Origin of the sequence: Sorangium sp. So ce394, from assembly GCF_051474665.1 — a bacterium.
Classification (GTDB): Bacteria; Myxococcota_A; Polyangia; order Polyangiales; family Polyangiaceae; genus Sorangium; species Sorangium cellulosum_D.
The window spans coordinates 10,845,706-10,864,176 of the sequence record NZ_CP150339.1; the positions used below are offsets into that span (position 1 = coordinate 10,845,706).

Sequence of the window (18,471 nt, forward strand, 5' to 3'; positions counted from 1 at the left end):
GGCTGTGTGGGTGTCAGTCAGCAGCGATGATCGGTCTTCTCTCGAGCAGATCGAAGCTCCGTCCGTGGGGGAGCGAGTGCAGGGTGACCCCGGAGAGCGTGATGCAGCCTCCCGGTCCGGTGTCCACGGCGTCGTTGAAGGAGGCGCAGCCGGCGTCGACGATGGTGACGGCGCCGCTCCCGATCACGGTGGCGCGGTGCCCCTCGACGGCGATGGCGGTGTCCTCGTCGATGCCGACGCCGAGATAATGGGGGAACAGCCCGATGACGGAGAGGAGCCGGCCGATGCGGCCGCGCTGGGCGAAGTGCTGATCGATGATGACCCCGGGCAGGAGCTCGAGGCCCGGGCCGGTGCGCACCGCGCCCGCCCGCGGGGATCGGGTCTCGCCCTCGACGATCATGGTCGACGACATGACCGCGGCTCCGGCGCTCGTGCCCCCGACGACCATCCCCTCCGCGCAGCGCCGGTGGAGCATCGTGTCGACCCCGGTGCCGCCGAGTCGGTTCATGATCCGGAGCTGATCGCCGCCCGTGAAGAAGGTGCCGGTCGCCCGCTCGACCTGCCGCATGGCCGCCTCGTTGCGCGCGTCGTCGCGGGCAGCGATGGTGAGCACGGTGACCTCCGATGCCCCGAGTTGCTGGAAGATGTGCTGGTAGAGCTCGCCGACCACCTCGGGCGTCTCGCTGGCCGAGGGGATGATCACGATGCAGGCGTCCTGACCGCCCGCGAGGCGCACGAACTCGCGCAGGATGGCGCGCTCCCCCTCCTTGTCCTCGGCGCCGCCGATGGCCAGCAGGCGCGGAAAGCTCGTCGCGGGGACCATGTCCAGGAGCTGACCCGCCTTCGCAACCCTTGGGCCAGGCAGCCGCTGCCTCGTTTCGTGCGTGTTTCAATGGGGGTGGCTCGATCTGCACCATGGCAAATTGCCACAGGGTGGTCGATTGCCCCTCTCCGCTTCAGCTGAGGCTGGCGCTCTGGTTCCTTTGCAGACCTCGGCGCCGCACGGCTGACTGCCGATCTCCTGCTCGACCTCCTGCGTTGGCTCTCGCCGCTTGCCGGAGAAGGTCGAGAGCCCCTCACGCGGGGATCTCGGGTGAGGATGCGCCGTCGCGCGCATGGTCGAGCGCAGCGTCGCGCGCGTGGAGGCGCGCGCGACGCGCGACCTCGCGCGCCGCCGCCACCCCGCCTCAGCCCGGCGTGCGCCTGGCGCGCCGGAGATCCGCGGCCGCGCCCTTCCCCTCCTCCGGCTGGCAGGTCGGACAGTAGATCGCGTCGTACCCGTGGACGCTCGCGCGGCGGAGCTTGTCGCCGCAGCGCGGGCACGGCTGGCCCGGGCGCCCGCGGACCTTGAGGAAGTCGCGGAGCTTCTCGTCGAGCGCCGGCGCCCGCCGGGCGATGGTCCGGGTCGCGTCGCCGAGCACATGGGCGATCGCCGCGTGCAGGCGGTCGAGCTCCTCCTCGGAGAGGGCCTTGACCGTGGCCTTCGGGTGGATCTGCGCCTCGAAGAGCACCTCGTCGGCGTACGCGTTCCCCAGCGAGTCGAGCGCCGCCTTGTCCATCAGGAAGTCCTTGACCAGGCCGCGCCGCCCGCGCGCAGCGGCGCGGAACGCCTCCTGCGTGAACACCCGCGGCTCGAGGACGTCGAGGCCCACGCGCTCGAGCCCGGGGATCTTGTCGTATTCGCCCCGCGCGAGCACGTAGACCTTGCTCATCTCCACCTCGTCGCGGACCCTGAGCTCACGCCCGTCCTTCAGGGTCAGCGAGAACGCGAGATCGGTCGGGACCCGCGTCTCGCCCGGCAGCGTGATCGAGAACCGCCCCGCCAGCATCGGGGCGACCACGAGATCGAGCGCCCGCGCGCCGGCGAGCTCGAAGACCACGGCGTGCGCCCGCCGCGTCACGCGCCGGATCTCCGCGCCCGGCAGGAGGGCGTCGAGGCGCTCCGGGAGCAGGACGCGCAGCACCACCGGGCTATCGGCCCGGGCCGCGGCCACGGCCGCGCCCGCGAGCTCGCGCGCGAGGATCGGGACGACGTACTCCAGGTCGGGTCGCTCCGGCACGACCCCAGAATACCCATCTCGCCGCGGAGGTCGCGTGCGACCTCCGGTCGGGCGCAAAGAAATGAGGCCGCGCGCGGCTCAGGCGCTGATCCGCGGAGCCTGCTCGCCGCGCGCGGCCTCCCGCCCCTCGCCCTCCTCCGGCTGCCGATCGCCGTACGCCGCGAGATCCCGGCCGCGCGCGAGCGCGTACACGGCGCGGATCCGCGCCGCGGCGAGGGCAGGCCCCGGCTCCGGGTTGAGGAGCACGGCGCCGTCGTCGAGCTCCAGCGCCATCGGGATCACGCCCCGAGGCTCGAGCGCCGCCCGGAGCTCCTCGAAGGCGATCGGGCCGTTCACCCGCTCCCCGCGGCCGGGCGGCGGCGCCTCGACGCGCACGAGATCCTGACCGCCCTCGCCGAGGAGCTCATCGTAAAGGGTCGTTACTCCCGGCACGAAGGCGCTGTGGACCATGAAATAGTTCTTGATGCGCTCGGTGCTGACGAGGCTGAGCCGCAGCCGATCGGGCCCGGCAAAGCCGCACTTGCCGGCGTCGAGGAGGCTCCGGACGTGCTCGCCCTTGGCCACCGAGGAGAACTCCGCGAGCACGTGCAGCCGCGCGCCGTGCGCGAGCTCGCCGCTCTCCAGCGCCCGCGCGAAGCGGATGAGCCGCATCGCCGTGCGCGCGTCGCGATCGAGCCCCTCGGGCTCGCTCAGGAACACCGCGGCGGAGGCCGGCGCCCCGCGCGCCGCGCAGCGCACGGCGAGCGACGCGAGGTCGTGCCCGTGCTGCGTGTACACCGTGGCGCTGCCGCCGCGCGGGAGGGCGAGCCTGGCCCCGACCTGGCCCGGCGGCGCGCCGTCCGGCGCGGGCGCGACGCCGAGCGAGGCGAGCCGATCGGCGAGCGGCATCCGCTCGTCGCCGCGCTCGCCGAGGACCAGCGTCACCTCGATCCCCGGGACGAACTGCGCGAGCGCGTGCAAGAGCGACGGCAGCGCGGGGCTGTACCCGACGATGAGCACCCGATCGAGGCGGCTCCGGCGCGGCGAGAGCGTCGCCGCCCACGCCCGCGTCGCCCCAGCGTCGTCGGCCGCTGCGCCCGCGCCGTCCGCGGGCGCCCCCACGCCGTCCGCCGCCTCGGCGGGCGCGATCCCCCGGCCCATCAGCAGCTCCCGCCCGTAGCGCCGGAGCGGCGCGTAGGTGGCCGACACGCCGATGAGCCCCCGGAGCCGCCGCGCCGGCACCCGGCCCGCCCGCGCGCCGAGCGCCCACGCCGGCGACCCCTCGGGCGGGTCGAGCAGCGGGTTCAGCCACTGCACGAGCCCCTCCGTCGACACGAGCTCGCCCGCGCGGCGCTCCGGCGCCGCGTCGCCGAGGAAGACGCCCGCGAGGATGACGTTGTTCTGGCAGGCCGCGCGCGCCATGCGCGAGAACGAGATCTCGCCGCCCGGCCCCTCGCCGAGCGCGGCGACGGCGCGGACCGCCTCCTCGCCGAGGAAGATGTGCGTGTAGAACTCCGACCCGTCGGCGGTCATGAGGTCGGTGTAGAGCGCCTCCACGCCCGGCGTGATCAGGTGCTGGCACAGGAAGAAGCCGAGGAACCGCTGCATGTCGAGCGGATAGGTCCCCGGCCCGCCCACCGCCTGGAGGAGATCGCGGTTCTTGCTCTCCTGCACCTCGACGAACACGTGGCCGCGCCGGTTCTGCGTCCGGAACGAGGAGAGGGCCATCGCCGTCACGGCGTCGGCGTCGGGCCCGGCGTCGGGCCGCGCGAGGATCAGCGCCCGCTTCGCCCCGGCCGCGCCGACGAGCCCGAGCGCCTCGGGCTGCGCGCTGTCCCCCGTGCGGTAGGCCACCCAGCGCATCCTCGGCGCGTAGAGGTACGCGGGCGGGTCGTCCTCGGTGCCGAGCAGCGCCATCCGCGGCAGCGCGTGCCGCGTCGGCGGGGGGCCGCGGCGGATGAGCCACACCCAGAGCTCCGAGAGCCGGATGCTGCGCAGCGCCCGGTGGCGCTCGTACAGCCGGACGAACTCCTGCACCAGCATCTCCGCCTCGTGCACCGGCCCGATCACGAGCGCATGGCCGGCGTAGCCGACCGGCCGCCGCCGCGCCGCGCGCACGACCTGATCGACCACGTTGGCGCCGATGCCGATGATGAACGACGTGATGAAGACGCCCACCATCGTGAGGCCGAGCGACAGGACCGCGACGACCGGGTGCACGTGGAGGTTCGCGACGAGGTTGTCGGCGCTCTCCAGCTGCCGGAAGGACCACCAGATCCGGTCGAAGAAGGTGGTGTCGGGGACCGGGCCGCGGCCGTCGTAGTCGTGGGAGATCGCGAGGTGGCTGAGCAGCACGGAGGCGCCGAACGCGAGCCCCCATACGGCCAGCGTGACGAGCCCGAACTGCTCGAGCAGCTCGCGCCGCGTCATGATCGCGTAGAGGTCGATCGCGATCTCGCGCGTGAAGCGCAGGAGCAAGAAGAGCCGCGTGAGCCGCAGCACCGGCAGGGCGTGGGCCGCGTGCGCGTCGAGGAGCCGCTCGAGCGGCAGGAAGCTGAGCCAGGCGATGACGTCGAAGGCGAAGAGCACGACGTCGAGGCGCGATCGCTCGCGCCCGCGCTGCCGGAGGAGGACGGCCCGGAGGAGGAGCTCCACGCCGAAGATCCCCAGGAAGTACGGGCGGAGCTCGTCTTCGAGGCCCTGGATGGGCAGGACCGAGACGAGGATCAGGAGCGAGAGCGCGGCCTTGACGGGGCGGGTCTCCAGCCCGCCGGCGAGGCGGAGGAGCAGGGGCTGGCGGGGCGCCATGGGCGCGAGGATAGAGGAAACGCGCCCTCGCGCGGCCGCTCAGGGCGCGGCGCTGCCCGGACCGGCGTTGGCGTGCTCGTAGAAGCGGTTCGCGGGGTAGGCGCCCGCCGTGGAGCTGTAGGGGCGATCGACGGTCGAGGCGTGCCAGGGAGCCTCCGCGCGGATGTGGGCGCCGAGGGTCGAATTCCGGATGACCACGTGGCCGTTCGGGTAGGCGCCGCTCGCGACGTTCGCGGCGTACGTCGTGAGGTCGCTCTGCCCCTCGTCCCAGGCCCGGCCGAGGTAGACGAGCCCGCCCGGCGTGCCGGCTTCGGCGGTCAGCTCGCTGTCGATGATGAGGATGCCGTGGTCGTTGCGGGCGTCCGTGCTTGGAGCGACGATGTACCCGCCCTTGCCGCCTTGGCGCGCGGTCAGGTACCTGATCGTGCAGCCGTCGAGCACGAAGGTGCCGCGGCCGAAGATGAAGTCCACGTCGCCCTCCACGTGGCAACCCTTGAAGTACGCGCGCGACACCGTGCCTGCGTTCGGCGTCTTGACGTAGAGCGTGTCCTGATTGCCGAGCAGGCGCACATTCTCGAAGATCAGCCGGTCGGCCTGCGTCATCAGCGCGACGGCCTGCGTGCCGCCGCCGGACACGGCGCCCTCGTCGGTGTCGTTCGCGATGGTGAGGTTCTTGGCCCGAAAATCGTCGGCGTACGCGGCGAAGGTCGCGCTGCCGCTGGTCCCGTAGGTCGTCCCGCTCAGGTTCGGGTTGCAGGGGTTCGCGGGGGAGCCCGCCTGCTTGGCCTTACCGTTGTAGTTGTTGTACGCGATGACCGTCCGGCTGGCGTCGGAGCTCTTGCTGTACAGCGTGATCGGCGGGGCCGACGCCGGCACACAGACCACCTCGCGGTAAGCGCCGGCCGCGACCTCGATGTAGATGCGGCTCGTCCCGCCGGCGGCCACGGCAGCGTCGATCGCGGACTGCACCGTCCTGTGGGAGCCCCCGCTCGCGGCGACCCTGTACGTGGGCGTGAAGCCGTCGACATCGCCGGCGCCCGCGGTGGGATCCCAGCGGTCTGTCACGAGGCCGGACGCGAGATCGCCGGACTTCTCGAGGTGCTTCAGGACGGTATGGCTCGCCGCCTGCGCGCTCGTGAGCTGCGGTCGCGTCGCGGTGCTTGCCGCGGAGCCGCCGGCGCCGGAGCCGCCTGCGCCGGCGCCGCCCGCGCCAGAGCCGCCCGCGCCGGCGCCGCCCGCGCCGGAGCCGCCCGATCCGGTCATGTCGCCCGTGGAGCTGCTCATGGGGCCAGCGCCCCCGTCCGACGAGCCGCCTGCGCCGGTGACGCCGCCGGAGGACGAGCTGCTGGAGGCGGCCGGAGTGGCTGGACCTCCGCCCGAGGAAGACGCGTCTGTCGGGCCTCCGCCGCTCGAATCGTCGCCGCCGCACGCGGAGAGGCCGAGCGCGACGAGCACGAGAGGGAGCGAGAGCATCCGACGGGAGTTGCCGGTCATATTCACCGTTCGACCTTGCCTTTGCCGAGGTTGCGAGGATCTCTGGCGCTGCAAGACACACACCACGCGGCGCGACGCCGCGCGGGGCCGCCGGACGTGTCCACTCCGGGTTGACACAGTTGACAGCTGCGCGTGACAGCGCCGCCGGCCCGCGTCGCGGCGCGTCTCATGTCCCCGGCGGCGCCCAGCGGCGCACGGTCGGCCGGCCGAAGGCGTAGAGGGCGTCGAGCGTGCGGCGCGGAGGCTCGCGGAGGTAGGTCGCGCGGTGAATCGACCACGCGTGAAAGACGCACGCATCCCCGGCGCGCAGGGCGACGCGCACGGCGTTCGGCATGTCCGGCGTGGCCCGATCGGCGCCTCGGCGGATCCGGAGCTCGTCCGGGGTGTCCCAGCGGGCGTGGGACCCGGGGACGATCTCGAGCCGGTCGTCGTCTTCGAGCGCCACCCGGAAGTGCACCGAGGTCGTCGTCGCGACGACTGCGCGCTCGACCTCCGGATCGGCTTGGCCGAACTGGCTGTCTCGATGCCAGTCCCCGTCCCAGTCATGCCTGGTCTGCTCGTGGTAGTAGTGCGCGTCCTTCAGGCGCGGCGTGTCTCCCTCCTGCGGACGCGCGAGACCGGAGAGCAGCTCGCAGACGCGCGGGGAGCCGACGAACGCGGCGATGAGCTCCAGCGCGCGCGGGTCGTCCTGGAAGCAGACCATGCCGTCGGTGAGGAGCGAGATCCTCGGGGTCGAGTGACCCGTCTCCTGGGAGAGCGCTCGAGTGTGCGAGAGCGCGACGTCGCACGCGCGACGGAGATCGGCGCGCCCGTCGGCGTCGAGGAAGGCGGGCACGACGAAGAAGCCGCGCGCGCGGAAGGTGTCCAGTCGATCTCTCGTTGACGTGTTCATCATGACCTCGCGGCGATCGAGCTCGCGAAGATCACTCAATGGACGGTCCGAGGCCCACGCATCGCCAGCGCGACGAGGGGATCGTGGGGAAACGGCCGCGGGCGATGAGGGCTCGAGACGACGAGACACGCGAGCCTCCCCGCGATCTCGAACGTCGCGAGCGCGGCCGGCGCGCCGAAGTACTCGATCGGCACGAGATCGACGCCGCGCGCGGGTGCCGGCGACGAGCGCTCGTCGAGGATCCGCGCGAGGGCCCTCTGGTAGCTCTCGCCGGTCCTGGCCATCCTGGCCCGAACGTCCGCGCGCAGCTTCTTGTGGTGGTGACGGTTCCCCATCGGGCCTGTCCAGGTGATCTGCCGAGATCGATCCTTGTCGGCCGGCACCGACGGAAACGGCAGCATCACGAGCCAGGACCCCGAAGGGCAGCGCCCTCTTCGCACCTCGCGCGAGCCGTGCCGGCGGCAGGCGAGGAGCCGGGCTCGGAGCAGCCCGATAGGCGCAGTATTCGCCGGACCGAGGCCGCTGTCAACGCACGTCAGAGGCTCGCGCCGATGCCCGCCCGGAGCCGGGCGGCCAAGGCAGGGGCCATCTCGGCCTCCTCGCCGCCCGCGCGTCGCTGCTTGAGGACGTACGTCTGTGCTCCCCCTTCGAGGTGGAGGTAAAGCCCTCGGACGAGGTCGACGGTGACGCCCGCGCCGGCGCCGAACGCGCCGGCGAGGCCGTGGCGGTCCGGGGCGTCCCCGCGCGTCTCGAACTGCTGCCTCATGACGGCGAGGCCGAGATCCACGCCGACGCCGACGGTGATCACGGGGAGGTCCCATGCGTGGGACAGGCGCACGTCCAGGCCGAGCTCGTCATTGCGCGCCGTGAGGTGCTCGTTCTGGAATCCGCTGCGGCACGCGCTGAGCCGGGACGCGATGCCGATGTGCTCGAGCTCGATGCCGTAGCCGAGGAAGCCGCCGTGACAGAGCGAGTCTCCCTCGACGAGGGGCGTCCTGAGCTGATAGCCGGCCACGGGCCCGTGCGCGACCTCGCGGACCCCGCCGCCCTTGCGCACGAGCCGCGCGAACATGACGCGGCTCAGCCGCTCGTCGCCCACGTCGATCGTCTGCCCGGCCTCGGCCTCGATCGCCCCTTCGAGGAGGAAATCGGGGCCTCGACCTCGCACGAAGTAACGGCCTGGCCGGAGGCTGATGGTCCGCGCCGCGTCGTTCGCCCCCACCTCGGCCGCCACCGCGCCCTCGCTGGCGTCTCGCATCACGAGGTACGACCTGCCGCGCGGGAACCGGAGCACGCTCCGCAGCGACGCGTGGACCGGCAGCTCCGTCAGGATGAGCTTGCCCTGCCCGCGGAAGTCGTAACGGAAGGTGGGGTGTTGCGCGCCGGCCCACGTGCGGCTCGTGGCGCGCAGGGTGCTCTCGTACGCGTGGCGGTACGCCTCCTCGAGCGACACGGCCCCGTCGCGATCCGCGTCGGCCGTCCCGAGCAGCCCCGAGACGAGCGCGTGGGTGAAGAACGACCCTTTGAGCTCATCGGACTCCTGGGCGTCCTCGTTTCCGGAGCTCGACGTGAGGGTCACCATCCCTTGCCCGGCGAGCCGCTGGTCCAGCTTGATGACGAACGGGGGCGCGCTCGTGCCGCCCTTGACGCGCGTCAGCGCCCCCGAGCGGCACGAGTCGACGATCAGGAGCCGCGCCGAGGCCGCCGAGCCGCGGACGAGCTGCTCGAACTCCGTCAGCGAGAGCGGCGTCGGCCCGAGGTGAAGGGCGTTCGCGTCGGCGTGTCCGGAGTAGTAGACGAGGTAGAGGACATCGGTGTCAGGGCTCGACACGGCCGCGCGGACGCGGTCGTTCATCGCGATGAGCGTGCGCCGCACGGTGTCCGCGCGCTCGCTCCGCAGGAGCACCAGGTTCGCCGGGGGGAAGCCGCCGAGGTCCTTGAGGACATCGACCATCTTCGCCGCGTCGTCCTCCGCATAGCGGAGCTCCACCTCGCCCTTCTCCCCGGCGTTGTTGCCGATGAGCACCGCGAAGCGCTCGATACGGGCCTCGGCGGGGGCCGCCCAGGCGGCGGCGAGACCACACGCTGCGGCGGCGAGCGCCGCGAGGCGACCGAGGCTCACGGCGATCCCGCGACCTTCTCCGCCGTGAGCATGTCGACGTCGCAGCCCGGCGGGGCCGAGAGCGCGTCGGGGTTCGCCGCGAGCGCGGCCCGGAGCGGCTCGACCGCGATCGCCTCGGCGCAGAACACCCCGTAAATCCGCTCGGTGCCGAGCGTGCCGTCGAGCACGGTGCTCTGCGGCAGGGGCGCTTCCCGGCCAGGCTCGATCCGCGCGGCGAGCGGGCCGCTCGGGTAATACACGCTCACCTGCGACGCCCCGTCGACGCTCAGGATCGCGAGGTACCGCGCCTCGGCGCTCGTGGTCGTGAACTGGAGCGCGTCGCCGGGCAGGAGCCGCTCTCCCGCGCCGCCGGGCAGGACCTGCTCACCGCGCTTCACGTAGAAGCCGAGTCGCTCTCCTCCCTTGATGCGCTCTTTGGGGATCTCCACGTCTGCTCCCCCCGGCGCCGCGTTGAAGCGGAAGAAGAGGAGCACCGCCGCCGCGGCTGCGAGCGCGCTCGCCGCCGCGGGCGCCAGCCATCGGCGCCGCGGGCGCGCTTCGGCCACGGAGCGGCCCGCCGTGGCGCCTCGATCGAGCCGCAGCGGCGGCGCCGACGCCGCGAACGAGGCGCGCGCCGCCTCCATCTCGGAGAGCCGCGCCGAGCACCGCGAACAGCCTGCCACGTGCGCGCTCGCCTCCTGCGCCGCGGCGGCGTCGAGCTGGCCCGCCATGAGCTCGTCGAGCTTCAGCTCCGAGAGGCACCCTCCGGGTCGCGCTGGCGTCATGGACTCGAACTCCCTTCTCTCATCCGGTCGGAGAGCGTGGCCTTGAGCCGCTCCAGAAGATTGCCGACGTGCCGACGGGAACAACCCATCACGCGCGCGATCTCCTCGTGGGTCATCTCATCGGAGTAGTAGTGGACGGCGACCTGCGCGAGGTCGACCGGGAGCTGCGCGAGGAGCTCCCGCGTGAGGAGGACGTGCTCGGCGGACGCCGCCACGCTCTCCTGCTGCAGGGGGGCAACGTGGGTATCGAGGAGCCGCAGCCGGTTCTTGCGGTCGCGGATGCGGTTGAGGCAGGCGTGTGTGGTGGCGCCGTAGAGCCAGCCCACCATCGGGCCCTTGCCGTCGAGCTGCCCGGGCTCGCCGAGCAGGGAGGCGAAGACATCCTGGAGGATCTCCCGCGCCTCCTGCTCGCTCCCGAGGAGCCGCCGCGCCCGGCGCAGCACGAGGTGCCCGTGCTGCCGGTAAGCCGCCTCGATCAGCGACACCAGCGCCACACGATCGTCCACGTCCGGGCGTGTACCACGATCAGTGCCAGTCCGGATACTCCAAATCTTCCGACGGGGCCATCCGGACGGTGAGCGTCGCGTCCGCCCCTTCCGCGGAGGGGCGGACCTTGAGCTTCCCGTCATAGCCGATGCAGGCGTTGTGCTCCGCCTCCGTCGTCGCCACGGCGTCGCAGGCGTCGAAGGCCGCTTGCAGCTCCGCGTCCACCGCGCCTCCGGGCTCGCGGGGCCACACCTCCATGACGTGGTATCCGGGGGCGAGCCGCCCGCCGAAGAAATTCGACCACAAGCCACCTTCGGCCATGTCACCCTCGACGTACACGATCACATGGTTCTCATCGACGCCGAGCGAGGTGCCCTCCCCGGCGGAGGCCTCGTCGAGCGCCGCTTCGACGGTGGCGATGCCGACCCTCGTGTTCTCGAAGATGAACTCGCTGAAATCGTTGAGCGCGCCCTCCGGCGGGGGCGCATGGATCGACAGCGTGAAGCTCGCGGGGAAGCTTCCAGTCGCCGACGCCCGGACGGGGATGATCCGGCTGCCGGTGTCCGTGTCGTCGGCGTTCCAGACCAGCACGGCCTCGACCGGCCCCGCCGGCGCGACGCCGAGCTCATTGACGATCGTGCCCTCGAGCGTCAGGAGCGCCTCGCCGGGATAATCGGAGCCCACCTGTGCGTCGCCGCACGCGGCGAGCAGGAGCGGAAGAGCAAACGAGAGGATCGAACGAAGCTGCATGACACTTCTCCTTGATAAAAGGACAACGAGCGATGGTGAACGCGCGGGCCAGCCGTCCGCGAGAGGGCGACGCGCGCAACGCTGCCGTCGCCGCCGTGGGGCGGTCGTCGTCGCCGGAGCTCTCGTGGACGGACGGCGAGGCGCCCGCCGTCCCACGGCGCGGCGCCCGGGAAGGAACCGGTTGTCGCTGGCCCCTTCAACCTGGGTAGACCGCAGGGGGCCCGGTTCGGGCACGGATCGATGTCGATTCTTGCCCTTTTGTTATCGCTATATTTTTGCAGCCCAGCGCCGTGTGCGCCGGAGGGGGTCGCGATGCGCGCGTCCTCGGCGCTGCGGCGGTGAGCGGCGTGCGCACCCCGCCCGCGGAGGGCCGGCGTCGAGCGCGCCCTCCCCGGCGGGGTCGCTCACCGCTCGCGGAGCGGCCTGCCGCCGCGCGCTCGCTCCTCGCCCACCATGCGCCCGATGCAGTGCTTGAGGCCCGCCTGGAGGTCGGAGAGCGTCGTGATCTCGGCGAGGTCGAGCCCGAGCGAGACGACCGTCTGGGCGACGCTCGGCCGGATCCCGGTGATGATCCCCTCGGCGCCGAGGAGCCGGATCGCGCGGACGAGATCGACGAGGTAGCTCGCGGTCTTTGTGTCGACCGCCTCGACCCCGGTCAGGTCGAGGAGCGCGAAGCGGGCCTGGGTGCGCACGACGGCCTGGAGGAGGCTGTCCATCACCTCCGCGGTCCTCGCGCTGTCGACCACGCCGATCATCGGGAGCGCCAGCACGCCGTTCCACACCTGGAGGATGGGGGTCGAGAGCTGGCGGATGACCTGCTGCTGCCGCTCGATCAGCGCGAGCCGATCGCGGAGCTCCAGCTCCGCGCGCCGCGACTCGGTGAGATCGAGGGAGATGCCGACCACGGCGCCCACCTCACCGCGCTCGTCCTCGATCGGGACGAACCAGTTCTCGAGGGGTTTGCCGTTGGCTTCCGAGACGATGTGGAGCTGCTCCCCGCGCAGGGCGCGGCGCAGCCCCTCGGTCTCGTGCTCCTTGTAGACGTCGAAGACGCTCCGTCCGACGAGCTGGCCTGGATTCACGCCTGTCCCCGAGAGGCCCTTGCCGTCCAGGTAGGTGAACACGCCGCGGCCGTCGGAGGCCCAGACGATGATCTTGAGGTTGTCGACGAGGGCGCGGAGGATCGCCTGCTGCTCGACCTTTCGCCGGGACGCCTCGACCTCGGAGGTCACGTCGCGGCCGATGCACAGCACGCCGGCCGGCGCTCCGCGGGGATCGAGCACGCGGTGGTGAGCCCACGCGCACGCCACGTGGCTGCCGTCGCTCCGGGGGTGGCGCAGGCGCCGTTCCCCGCTGTCCTCGTCGAGCAGGCGCCGCCATACGCCCTCGTCCTCGGGCGTAGGGAGCAGCTCGGCGATGGGTCGGCCAACGGCTTCCCGCCTCGGGACGCCGAGCAGCCGCGCGGCGCTCTCGTTCCATTCGGTGATCGCGAGATCCAGGCCGTACTCGACCACCGCGAGCGGCGATCGGGCGAGCGTGTGCACGTGTTCCCTCATCGTCAGGAGCGCCGTCCGCCGGGTGCCGGCGGCTTCGGCTGCGCGCCAGCGTAACCCTGGGCACCGTTGGCAGATCAAGCCCCGATGGAGGGCTGCGCGGGCGAGGAGACCACTTCTCGGCACGGCGCCCCCGCTCGTCCGACAACGTGCGCGGGGCGCGGCGCCGAGGGGGCCCGGCGCCGCGCGACGAGCAGCGGCGCCTCGCACCTACGGGGTTTCGGAGCCAGGGACGAGCGTGGGAGGGGCAGAGCTCCCGAGGGCGGCCAGCGGCGTCGCTGCGCGTTCCAGGCCAGCGTCGATCGCCGCTGCCGCGGCGGGAGCCGTCGCGTTACGGCGAGCCGCCGCCGACCTCGGCAGAGCCAGCGTCGCCCCCCGCGCCACCCGCGCCCGAGGTCCCCGGCCAGGAGCCGCCCACGCCGACGGTCGAGGTCTCGACGCCACCCGCGCCGCCGGTGCCCCCTTGGCCGTAGTAGTATTCGCTCGGGTCTTCGTAGACGTCGATGTTGATGTTCAGCTTGCCGTTGAGCCACAGCGCGCGATCCCCGATGCCGAACTGATACTGAGCCCAGGTCGTCGACTGCGGCGAGACGTAGGTGTAGACCGTCTGCGACGACAGCAGCGTGGCCTCCACCTCCGTTGCGGTCCCGCCTTCGATCTTCTCGAAGCTCCAGCCCGGAAGCAGGGTGACGTTGTACCCGCCCTGCTCGAGATCGACGAGGATGGAGCTCGCGTCGGGATCTTCGTCCTCGCTATTGACCGTCAGGACAAGGTTGCCGGGATACGCGGCACCGCCGCCGCTGGTGACGACGCCCACGCCCGCGTTCTCGTCGTAGTAGTAGTAGTAGCCGCTCCGGATCTCGAACGTGGCATTGCGCAGCCGATACTGCGCTCCGGACGGCGCCTCCGCCGCGAGCGGCAAGCTGATCGAGCCGAACGCGTCATCGTCATTGCCAGCCTGCGCGGTGCAACCGCCGAGCCCGGCCACGAGCGCCATGCCGGCCACCGCAAGCGCCCCAAATCCTCTGAACGTCTTCATCATTCTTCTAGCCTCCCAACAAGCTACCGCTCGGGACCAGCAGTCGCGTGTGCCGCGGTTTGCCGCGGTCCCGAGTACGGCCACTGGTAAGAGCAATTCGTGAACCAACCTGAAATCGCGGGATATCGGCACTCCCTTCGTGGGCCTGTGGCCAGTATGGCTCAACTTGGCTCAGCCAGCTTGTGCCATCGCCGCGTGGGTCGCCCAACCCGGGTCGCCGCGGGTCGCCCAACCCGGGTCGGGTTGCGGGTTGCGCTCAACCCGAGGGTCGCTCAACCCGGGTCGGGTCGCGGCGCAACCCGGGTCGGTCGCGAGGGTCGCTCAACCCGGGTCGGGTCGCGTCGCCGGGTAGCCCAGCCTGGCTCGCTAGCACCAAACGCTCCCACAGCTCTTCGCGCTGCCAGAACCCACTTCCGCGGCATTTGGCAGCACAGGCCGTGCGTCTGACGGCGTGCGGCCCCTGGCATCGAACCCCATCCCGACGCGGCGCCCGCCGAGCCACGGCAAGCCGACCCCTGCCGCATTGAAGCGTTGGACCAGCGGGCGGAGCCAGGCTCGATGCGGCAGGAAGGCCAGCACGACGAGCAGGTGCGAGGGCGTGAGGATCAGGTCGGCGTCGCGCATCAGGACCCAGCGCCGCAGCGTGCGCGGGTGGGCGAAGTGGAAGCGGGGGGGCAGAGCGTCGCCCAAGGCGCGGAGCGCGTCCCAGGCGAGCGCGGCGAGCCAGGCGCAGAGCGCGAGCGGTCCTTGGCGAAATCCGGGGCGGTCGGGACGGCCGCGCTTGGGATAACCGCTCGCCGACGTGTCGAGCCAGAGGTCGTGCACGCCGATGCGGTGGCCCTGCTCGTGGTGCTGGCGAGTGCGGTACTCGTGCAGCAGCTCCAGGGCCGGCGTCGTGGTGTCGTGCAAGATGAAGAGCGCGTGCCAGCGGTCCTTGCCCTTCATCGCGTGCTCGCGCACGACCACGGTACGCAGGGGCCGAGCGATGCCGCGGATCGTGGTGGTCGTCTCGGCGAGCTCGATCCTCTTGAGCTTGGCGCCCTTGTACCGGCCGGGCTCCTCGTAGGGGGTGAAGCGCGTTCGCGGCAATCGCTTCCAGGCATCGACGTAGCCCGGCCGACGAGGCGCGCGGATCAAGAACACGGTCTTGCCGAAGCGGTCGAGGCGCCGGAGGCCTTCGTTGGTGGCGGATGCGCCTGCGTCGATGATCAAGCGCAGCTGACGGACTCGGACGCACCGACGCATAGCGCGGAGGAAGCCGAGGGTCCGATCGATCAGCTTGCCGTTGCCGCGGGTAACAACGAGCCCGAGGAAACGGCGCGCCTGGGGCCAGTGCAGGAAGAAGAGCTTCTCGGCGCGCATCTTCTTGTTGCGGAGGGTATGGAAGCCCTTCGGGATCTTGAACTTGCGCGTGAAGCGGGCGACGACGTGCTCGTCGAGACTCAGTGTCACCCTGCGGTTTCGCAGCGCGCCCCACGCCTCGGTGGCGCGCGTGAGCTTCTTGACCCCTTCGGTCGTCACCGCGCGCACCAGCTCACCGAGGCGAGACCGAGAGATGACCTTCTTGCCGCCGGACAGGATCGCGAAGCCCGGATCGTCGAGGGTCTCGAAGTGAAAGATGCGCTCGATGCCCAAGGCCGCGCGGAAGAACAGCGACAGCGCAAGGCGCCGCGCCTTGTCCGCGCTTCCCAGCGCCCTGGCCAGCGTGCGCTCCGCGACGCGGCTCAGGGCGAGCGCGGCCGGCAACAGGAGGAAGGCGCCCCCGAAATGGGTGCGCCCGATGAGGTGGGGCGCGCGACATGCGCCTCCGCGCGATCGTGATCCGGGCGAAAGACGTACAGGCCGTAGGCGTCGAGAAACCGGCGGAGCGTCTGCTGCTCGATCTCGACACCGAGCTCGCGCGCGATGAACGCGACCATCTCGGGCTGAGTGCATCGCGGATGGTCGACGAGGTACTTCGCGATCGGACCGGCATGCTCCGGGCGCAGCCGCGGTTGCCGGTGCCGCCCGAGCTCCGCCCAGATCGATTCGAGCATCTGGTGGGCCGAGAGCGTGCGCACGGTGCGCATGGCCCGGTCGGTGCGACCGACCGCCGCGCCCACTTGCGCTGCGGTCAGGCCCATGTCCGCATGCAGGAGGAAATAGGCTGCGACGCGCAGCAGGATCGGCTGGGCCGCGATGGCGGCCCCAAACCGCACCGCCGCCTCCAGCAGCACTTGCTCCGACCGTGTCGACCCCTCCAGCACGTCCGCATGCTCGCGCTGCCAGCGTACCCACGCCTGCTGCGGTGCCTCGCTCGCCTGTGTCGTCGCCGTGTCCGTCGTCATGATGCCCTCCCTACGACGAGCATCCCACAGCGACGAAAGCCTGCAGCAGCCAGGCTCAGGCGACGATCATGCGTTGAGGCGGAAGTCGTCGGTGAACGCTCCGAAGGGATCGGGGGCGTTTGGTGCTAGCCCTCGCCCGCGCGCCCCCCACGTACCGTCAGCCGTACGCGCAGCGCCTCCACCACATGATCCCGCAGGGCAGCGGTCTTCTTCGCCAGGTGCCGGCCGCTCGGGAACACCAGGAACACGCCGCCCATCGGCGTCGTCCAGCGCGGGAGCACGCGGACGAGCGCTCCGTTGAGCACGTCCTGCTGCGCCAGGAACGCGGGGAGCAGGCCAATCCCGACGCCATGGCGCACCGCCTCGCGCACGAAGAACCCGTCGTCCGCGAGCAGCCGGACCCGGAGCCGCGCACGGGTGCGCGACGCCCCGTCGCGCCCAAACGGGCTCGTCCCCGCGAGCGCGACGCAGTCGTGCTCCGCGAGCTCGTCCAGCGTCCGCGGCGTCCCCCGCGCGGCCAGGTACGCAGGCGAGGCATAGAGCTGCATGTCCAGATCGCCCACCTTGCGCGCAACCAGCGTCGAGTCCCGGGGCTTCTTCCCAAGGAACCGAAACGCAGCGTCGTACCCCTCCTTCACCAGATCCACGGGCCGGCTCGACAGGTGCATCTCCACCGCGATGCGCGGGTAGCGACGGCAGAAGCCGGCGAGGATCTCCGCCAGCACCTCTGTCCCAAAGTCCGCCGTCGCGGTGAGGCGCAGCAAGCCCGACGGCTCGTCCGCGAGCTCCGGGAGGCCGTCGATCGCCTCCGTCAACGCCTTGAGCCGCGAACCGAGCCGATCGATGAGCGCCTGCCCCGCCGTCGTGAGCGCCACGCTGCGCGTCGTCCGCTGCAAGAGCCGCACGCCGAGCGACGCCTCCAGCGACGCGATGCCCCGGCTGACCGTCGACTTGGGCACACCCAGCCGGCGCGCCGCCGCCGTAAAGCTCGCCGTCTCGGCGACCGCCGCGAAGACAGAGAGGTGGTTCAGGTCCATTGTTCCCATTTCGGAACATATTGACCAATATTTGCTCGTTGAACCAGATCCGAGACAGACCCAACATCCGCTCAACCTCTTCAACAAGGAGCCCTCACCGTGTCTCAGCCTCTCCTCGTTACCGGCGCCGGCGGCCAGCTCGGGCGGCGCGTCGTCGATCTCCTGCTCGCTCAGGGCGCGGGCCCCCTCATCGCCACGACCCGGCACCCGGAGGCGCTTGGCGAGCTCCGCGCCCGCGGCGTCGAGGTGCGGCGCGCCGACTTCGACGCTCCCGCCTCGCTCGCCGAGGCGTTCGCCGGCGCGGCGCGGATGCTGCTCATCAGCACCGACGCGCTGGATCGACCTGGCCGGCGCATCGCGCAGCACCGGAGCGCGATCCAGGCCGCGGCGAAGGCGGGCGTGCGGCACGTGGTCTACACGTCGTTGACCAACCCCGGGCCGGGCTCGCCGATCACGATCGCGCCCGACCACCACGCCACCGAGGAGGCGCTCGCGGAGAGCGGGCTCGGCGCCACCGTCCTGCGCAACAATCTCTACGCCGACTTCCTCGTGGCCTCGCTGCGGCGCGCGCTCGCGACGGGCCAGCTCGTCGCCGCGGCCGGCGACGGCAAGGCCGGCTACGTCACGCGCGAGGACTGCGCCCGCGCTGCGGCCGCGGCGCTGTCGGGCGATTTCGACGGCAAGCGCGTGCTCGACATCACCGGTCCCACCGCCGTCTCTCAGGGCGAGATCGCCCGCATCGCCTCGGAGCTCACGGGCAAGCCGATCGCCTACGTCCACGTCCCGCGCGAGGCGCTGGAGCAGGGCATGCAACAGGCCGGCGTGCCCGCCAAGGCAGCCACCCTGCTCGCCTCCTTCGACGAGGCGATCGCGCGCGGCACGCTGGATGTGGCCACGAACGCGGTAGAGGAGCTCACCGGAAGGCCCGCCGAGGACGTGCGGAGCTTCCTCGCCCGCCAGAAGGCCGCTCTGCTCGCGCCGGTGGGGCCCTGATATCGCCGCCGATCTTGCGTCGGTCGGCCAACCTGGGGTGGATCCTCAACCTGGGTGGGGTCGCCGCAGCGTAGGGGGATCCTCAACCTGGGTGGGTCGCCGCCGTAGGGGGATCCTCAACCTGGGTGGGGTCGCCGGGGATCCTCAACCTCGGTCGGGTCACACCG

Annotated in this window: 16 protein-coding genes; 1 reads left to right on the top strand and 15 read right to left on the bottom strand. The window is 71.9% G+C overall.

Annotation, left to right across the window (positions count from 1 at the left end):
- Positions 1 to 13 precede the first annotated feature (13 nt).
- From WMF33_RS40115 to WMF33_RS40185, 15 genes are all read right to left on the bottom strand, one after another.
- Complete coding sequence (locus WMF33_RS40115; protein ID WP_061626327.1) at positions 14 to 823, bottom strand: cyanophycinase; 810 nt, start codon at positions 821 to 823, stop codon at positions 14 to 16.
- Between the two features lie 364 nt (positions 824 to 1,187).
- Positions 1,188 to 2,060: a DNA-formamidopyrimidine glycosylase family protein gene (locus tag WMF33_RS40120; RefSeq protein ID WP_437333547.1), complete on the bottom strand. Its 873-nt coding sequence runs from the start codon at positions 2,058 to 2,060 to the stop codon at positions 1,188 to 1,190.
- A gap of 78 nt (positions 2,061 to 2,138) precedes the next feature.
- Positions 2,139 to 4,847: a hypothetical protein gene (locus tag WMF33_RS40125; protein WP_437333548.1), complete on the bottom strand. Its 2,709-nt coding sequence runs from the start codon at positions 4,845 to 4,847 to the stop codon at positions 2,139 to 2,141.
- A 39-nt stretch (positions 4,848 to 4,886) separates the two neighbouring features.
- Positions 4,887 to 6,131, bottom strand: coding sequence for a pectinesterase family protein (locus tag WMF33_RS40130; RefSeq protein WP_437333549.1), 1,245 nt, complete (start codon positions 6,129 to 6,131; stop codon positions 4,887 to 4,889).
- Positions 6,132 to 6,507: 376 nt separating this feature from the next.
- Positions 6,508 to 7,233 carry a phytanoyl-CoA dioxygenase family protein gene (locus WMF33_RS40135; protein WP_437333550.1) on the bottom strand — a complete coding sequence of 242 codons (726 nt, stop codon included), beginning with the start codon at positions 7,231 to 7,233 and terminating at the stop codon, positions 6,508 to 6,510.
- Positions 7,234 to 7,268: 35 nt separating this feature from the next.
- Positions 7,269 to 7,568 (bottom strand): hypothetical protein, encoded by a 300-nt coding sequence (locus WMF33_RS40140; protein WP_437333551.1) that lies wholly within the window; start codon positions 7,566 to 7,568, stop codon positions 7,269 to 7,271.
- 200 nt (positions 7,569 to 7,768) lie between these two features.
- Entirely contained in the window at positions 7,769 to 9,355 is a 1,587-nt protein-coding gene (locus tag WMF33_RS40145; protein WP_437333552.1) for a caspase family protein, read from the bottom strand.
- Entirely contained in the window at positions 9,352 to 10,119 is a 768-nt protein-coding gene (locus WMF33_RS40150; RefSeq protein WP_437333553.1) for a DUF4384 domain-containing protein, read from the bottom strand. Before WMF33_RS40150 ends, WMF33_RS40145 begins: the two co-directional genes overlap by 4 nt.
- Positions 10,116 to 10,625 carry an RNA polymerase sigma factor gene (locus tag WMF33_RS40155; RefSeq protein ID WP_437333554.1) on the bottom strand — a complete coding sequence of 170 codons (510 nt, stop codon included), beginning with the start codon at positions 10,623 to 10,625 and terminating at the stop codon, positions 10,116 to 10,118. The genes WMF33_RS40150 and WMF33_RS40155 overlap by 4 nt, the downstream gene beginning before the upstream one ends.
- Positions 10,626 to 10,644: 19 nt before the next feature.
- Positions 10,645 to 11,355 (bottom strand): hypothetical protein, encoded by a 711-nt coding sequence (locus tag WMF33_RS40160; protein ID WP_437333555.1) that lies wholly within the window; start codon positions 11,353 to 11,355, stop codon positions 10,645 to 10,647.
- A 404-nt stretch (positions 11,356 to 11,759) separates the two neighbouring features.
- Positions 11,760 to 12,899: a PAS domain-containing protein gene (locus WMF33_RS40165; RefSeq protein ID WP_437333556.1), complete on the bottom strand. Its 1,140-nt coding sequence runs from the start codon at positions 12,897 to 12,899 to the stop codon at positions 11,760 to 11,762.
- A 340-nt stretch (positions 12,900 to 13,239) separates the two neighbouring features.
- Positions 13,240 to 13,950, bottom strand: a complete 711-nt coding sequence (locus WMF33_RS40170) for a hypothetical protein (protein WP_437333557.1) — start codon at positions 13,948 to 13,950, stop codon at positions 13,240 to 13,242.
- Between the two features lie 363 nt (positions 13,951 to 14,313).
- Positions 14,314 to 15,693, bottom strand: coding sequence for a hypothetical protein (locus WMF33_RS40175; protein ID WP_437333558.1), 1,380 nt, complete (start codon positions 15,691 to 15,693; stop codon positions 14,314 to 14,316).
- Positions 15,672 to 16,274, bottom strand: a complete 603-nt coding sequence (locus tag WMF33_RS40180) for a hypothetical protein (protein WP_437333559.1) — start codon at positions 16,272 to 16,274, stop codon at positions 15,672 to 15,674. Before WMF33_RS40180 ends, WMF33_RS40175 begins: the two co-directional genes overlap by 22 nt.
- Before the next feature lie 125 nt (positions 16,275 to 16,399).
- Positions 16,400 to 17,320 (bottom strand): LysR substrate-binding domain-containing protein, encoded by a 921-nt coding sequence (locus WMF33_RS40185; protein ID WP_437333560.1) that lies wholly within the window; start codon positions 17,318 to 17,320, stop codon positions 16,400 to 16,402.
- 90 nt (positions 17,321 to 17,410) lie between these two features.
- Between WMF33_RS40185 and WMF33_RS40190 the strand changes: the two genes are divergently transcribed.
- A complete protein-coding gene (locus WMF33_RS40190) occupies positions 17,411 to 18,304 on the top strand; it encodes an SDR family oxidoreductase (RefSeq protein ID WP_437333561.1) in 894 nt (297 codons plus the stop codon).
- Positions 18,305 to 18,471 lie beyond the last annotated feature (167 nt).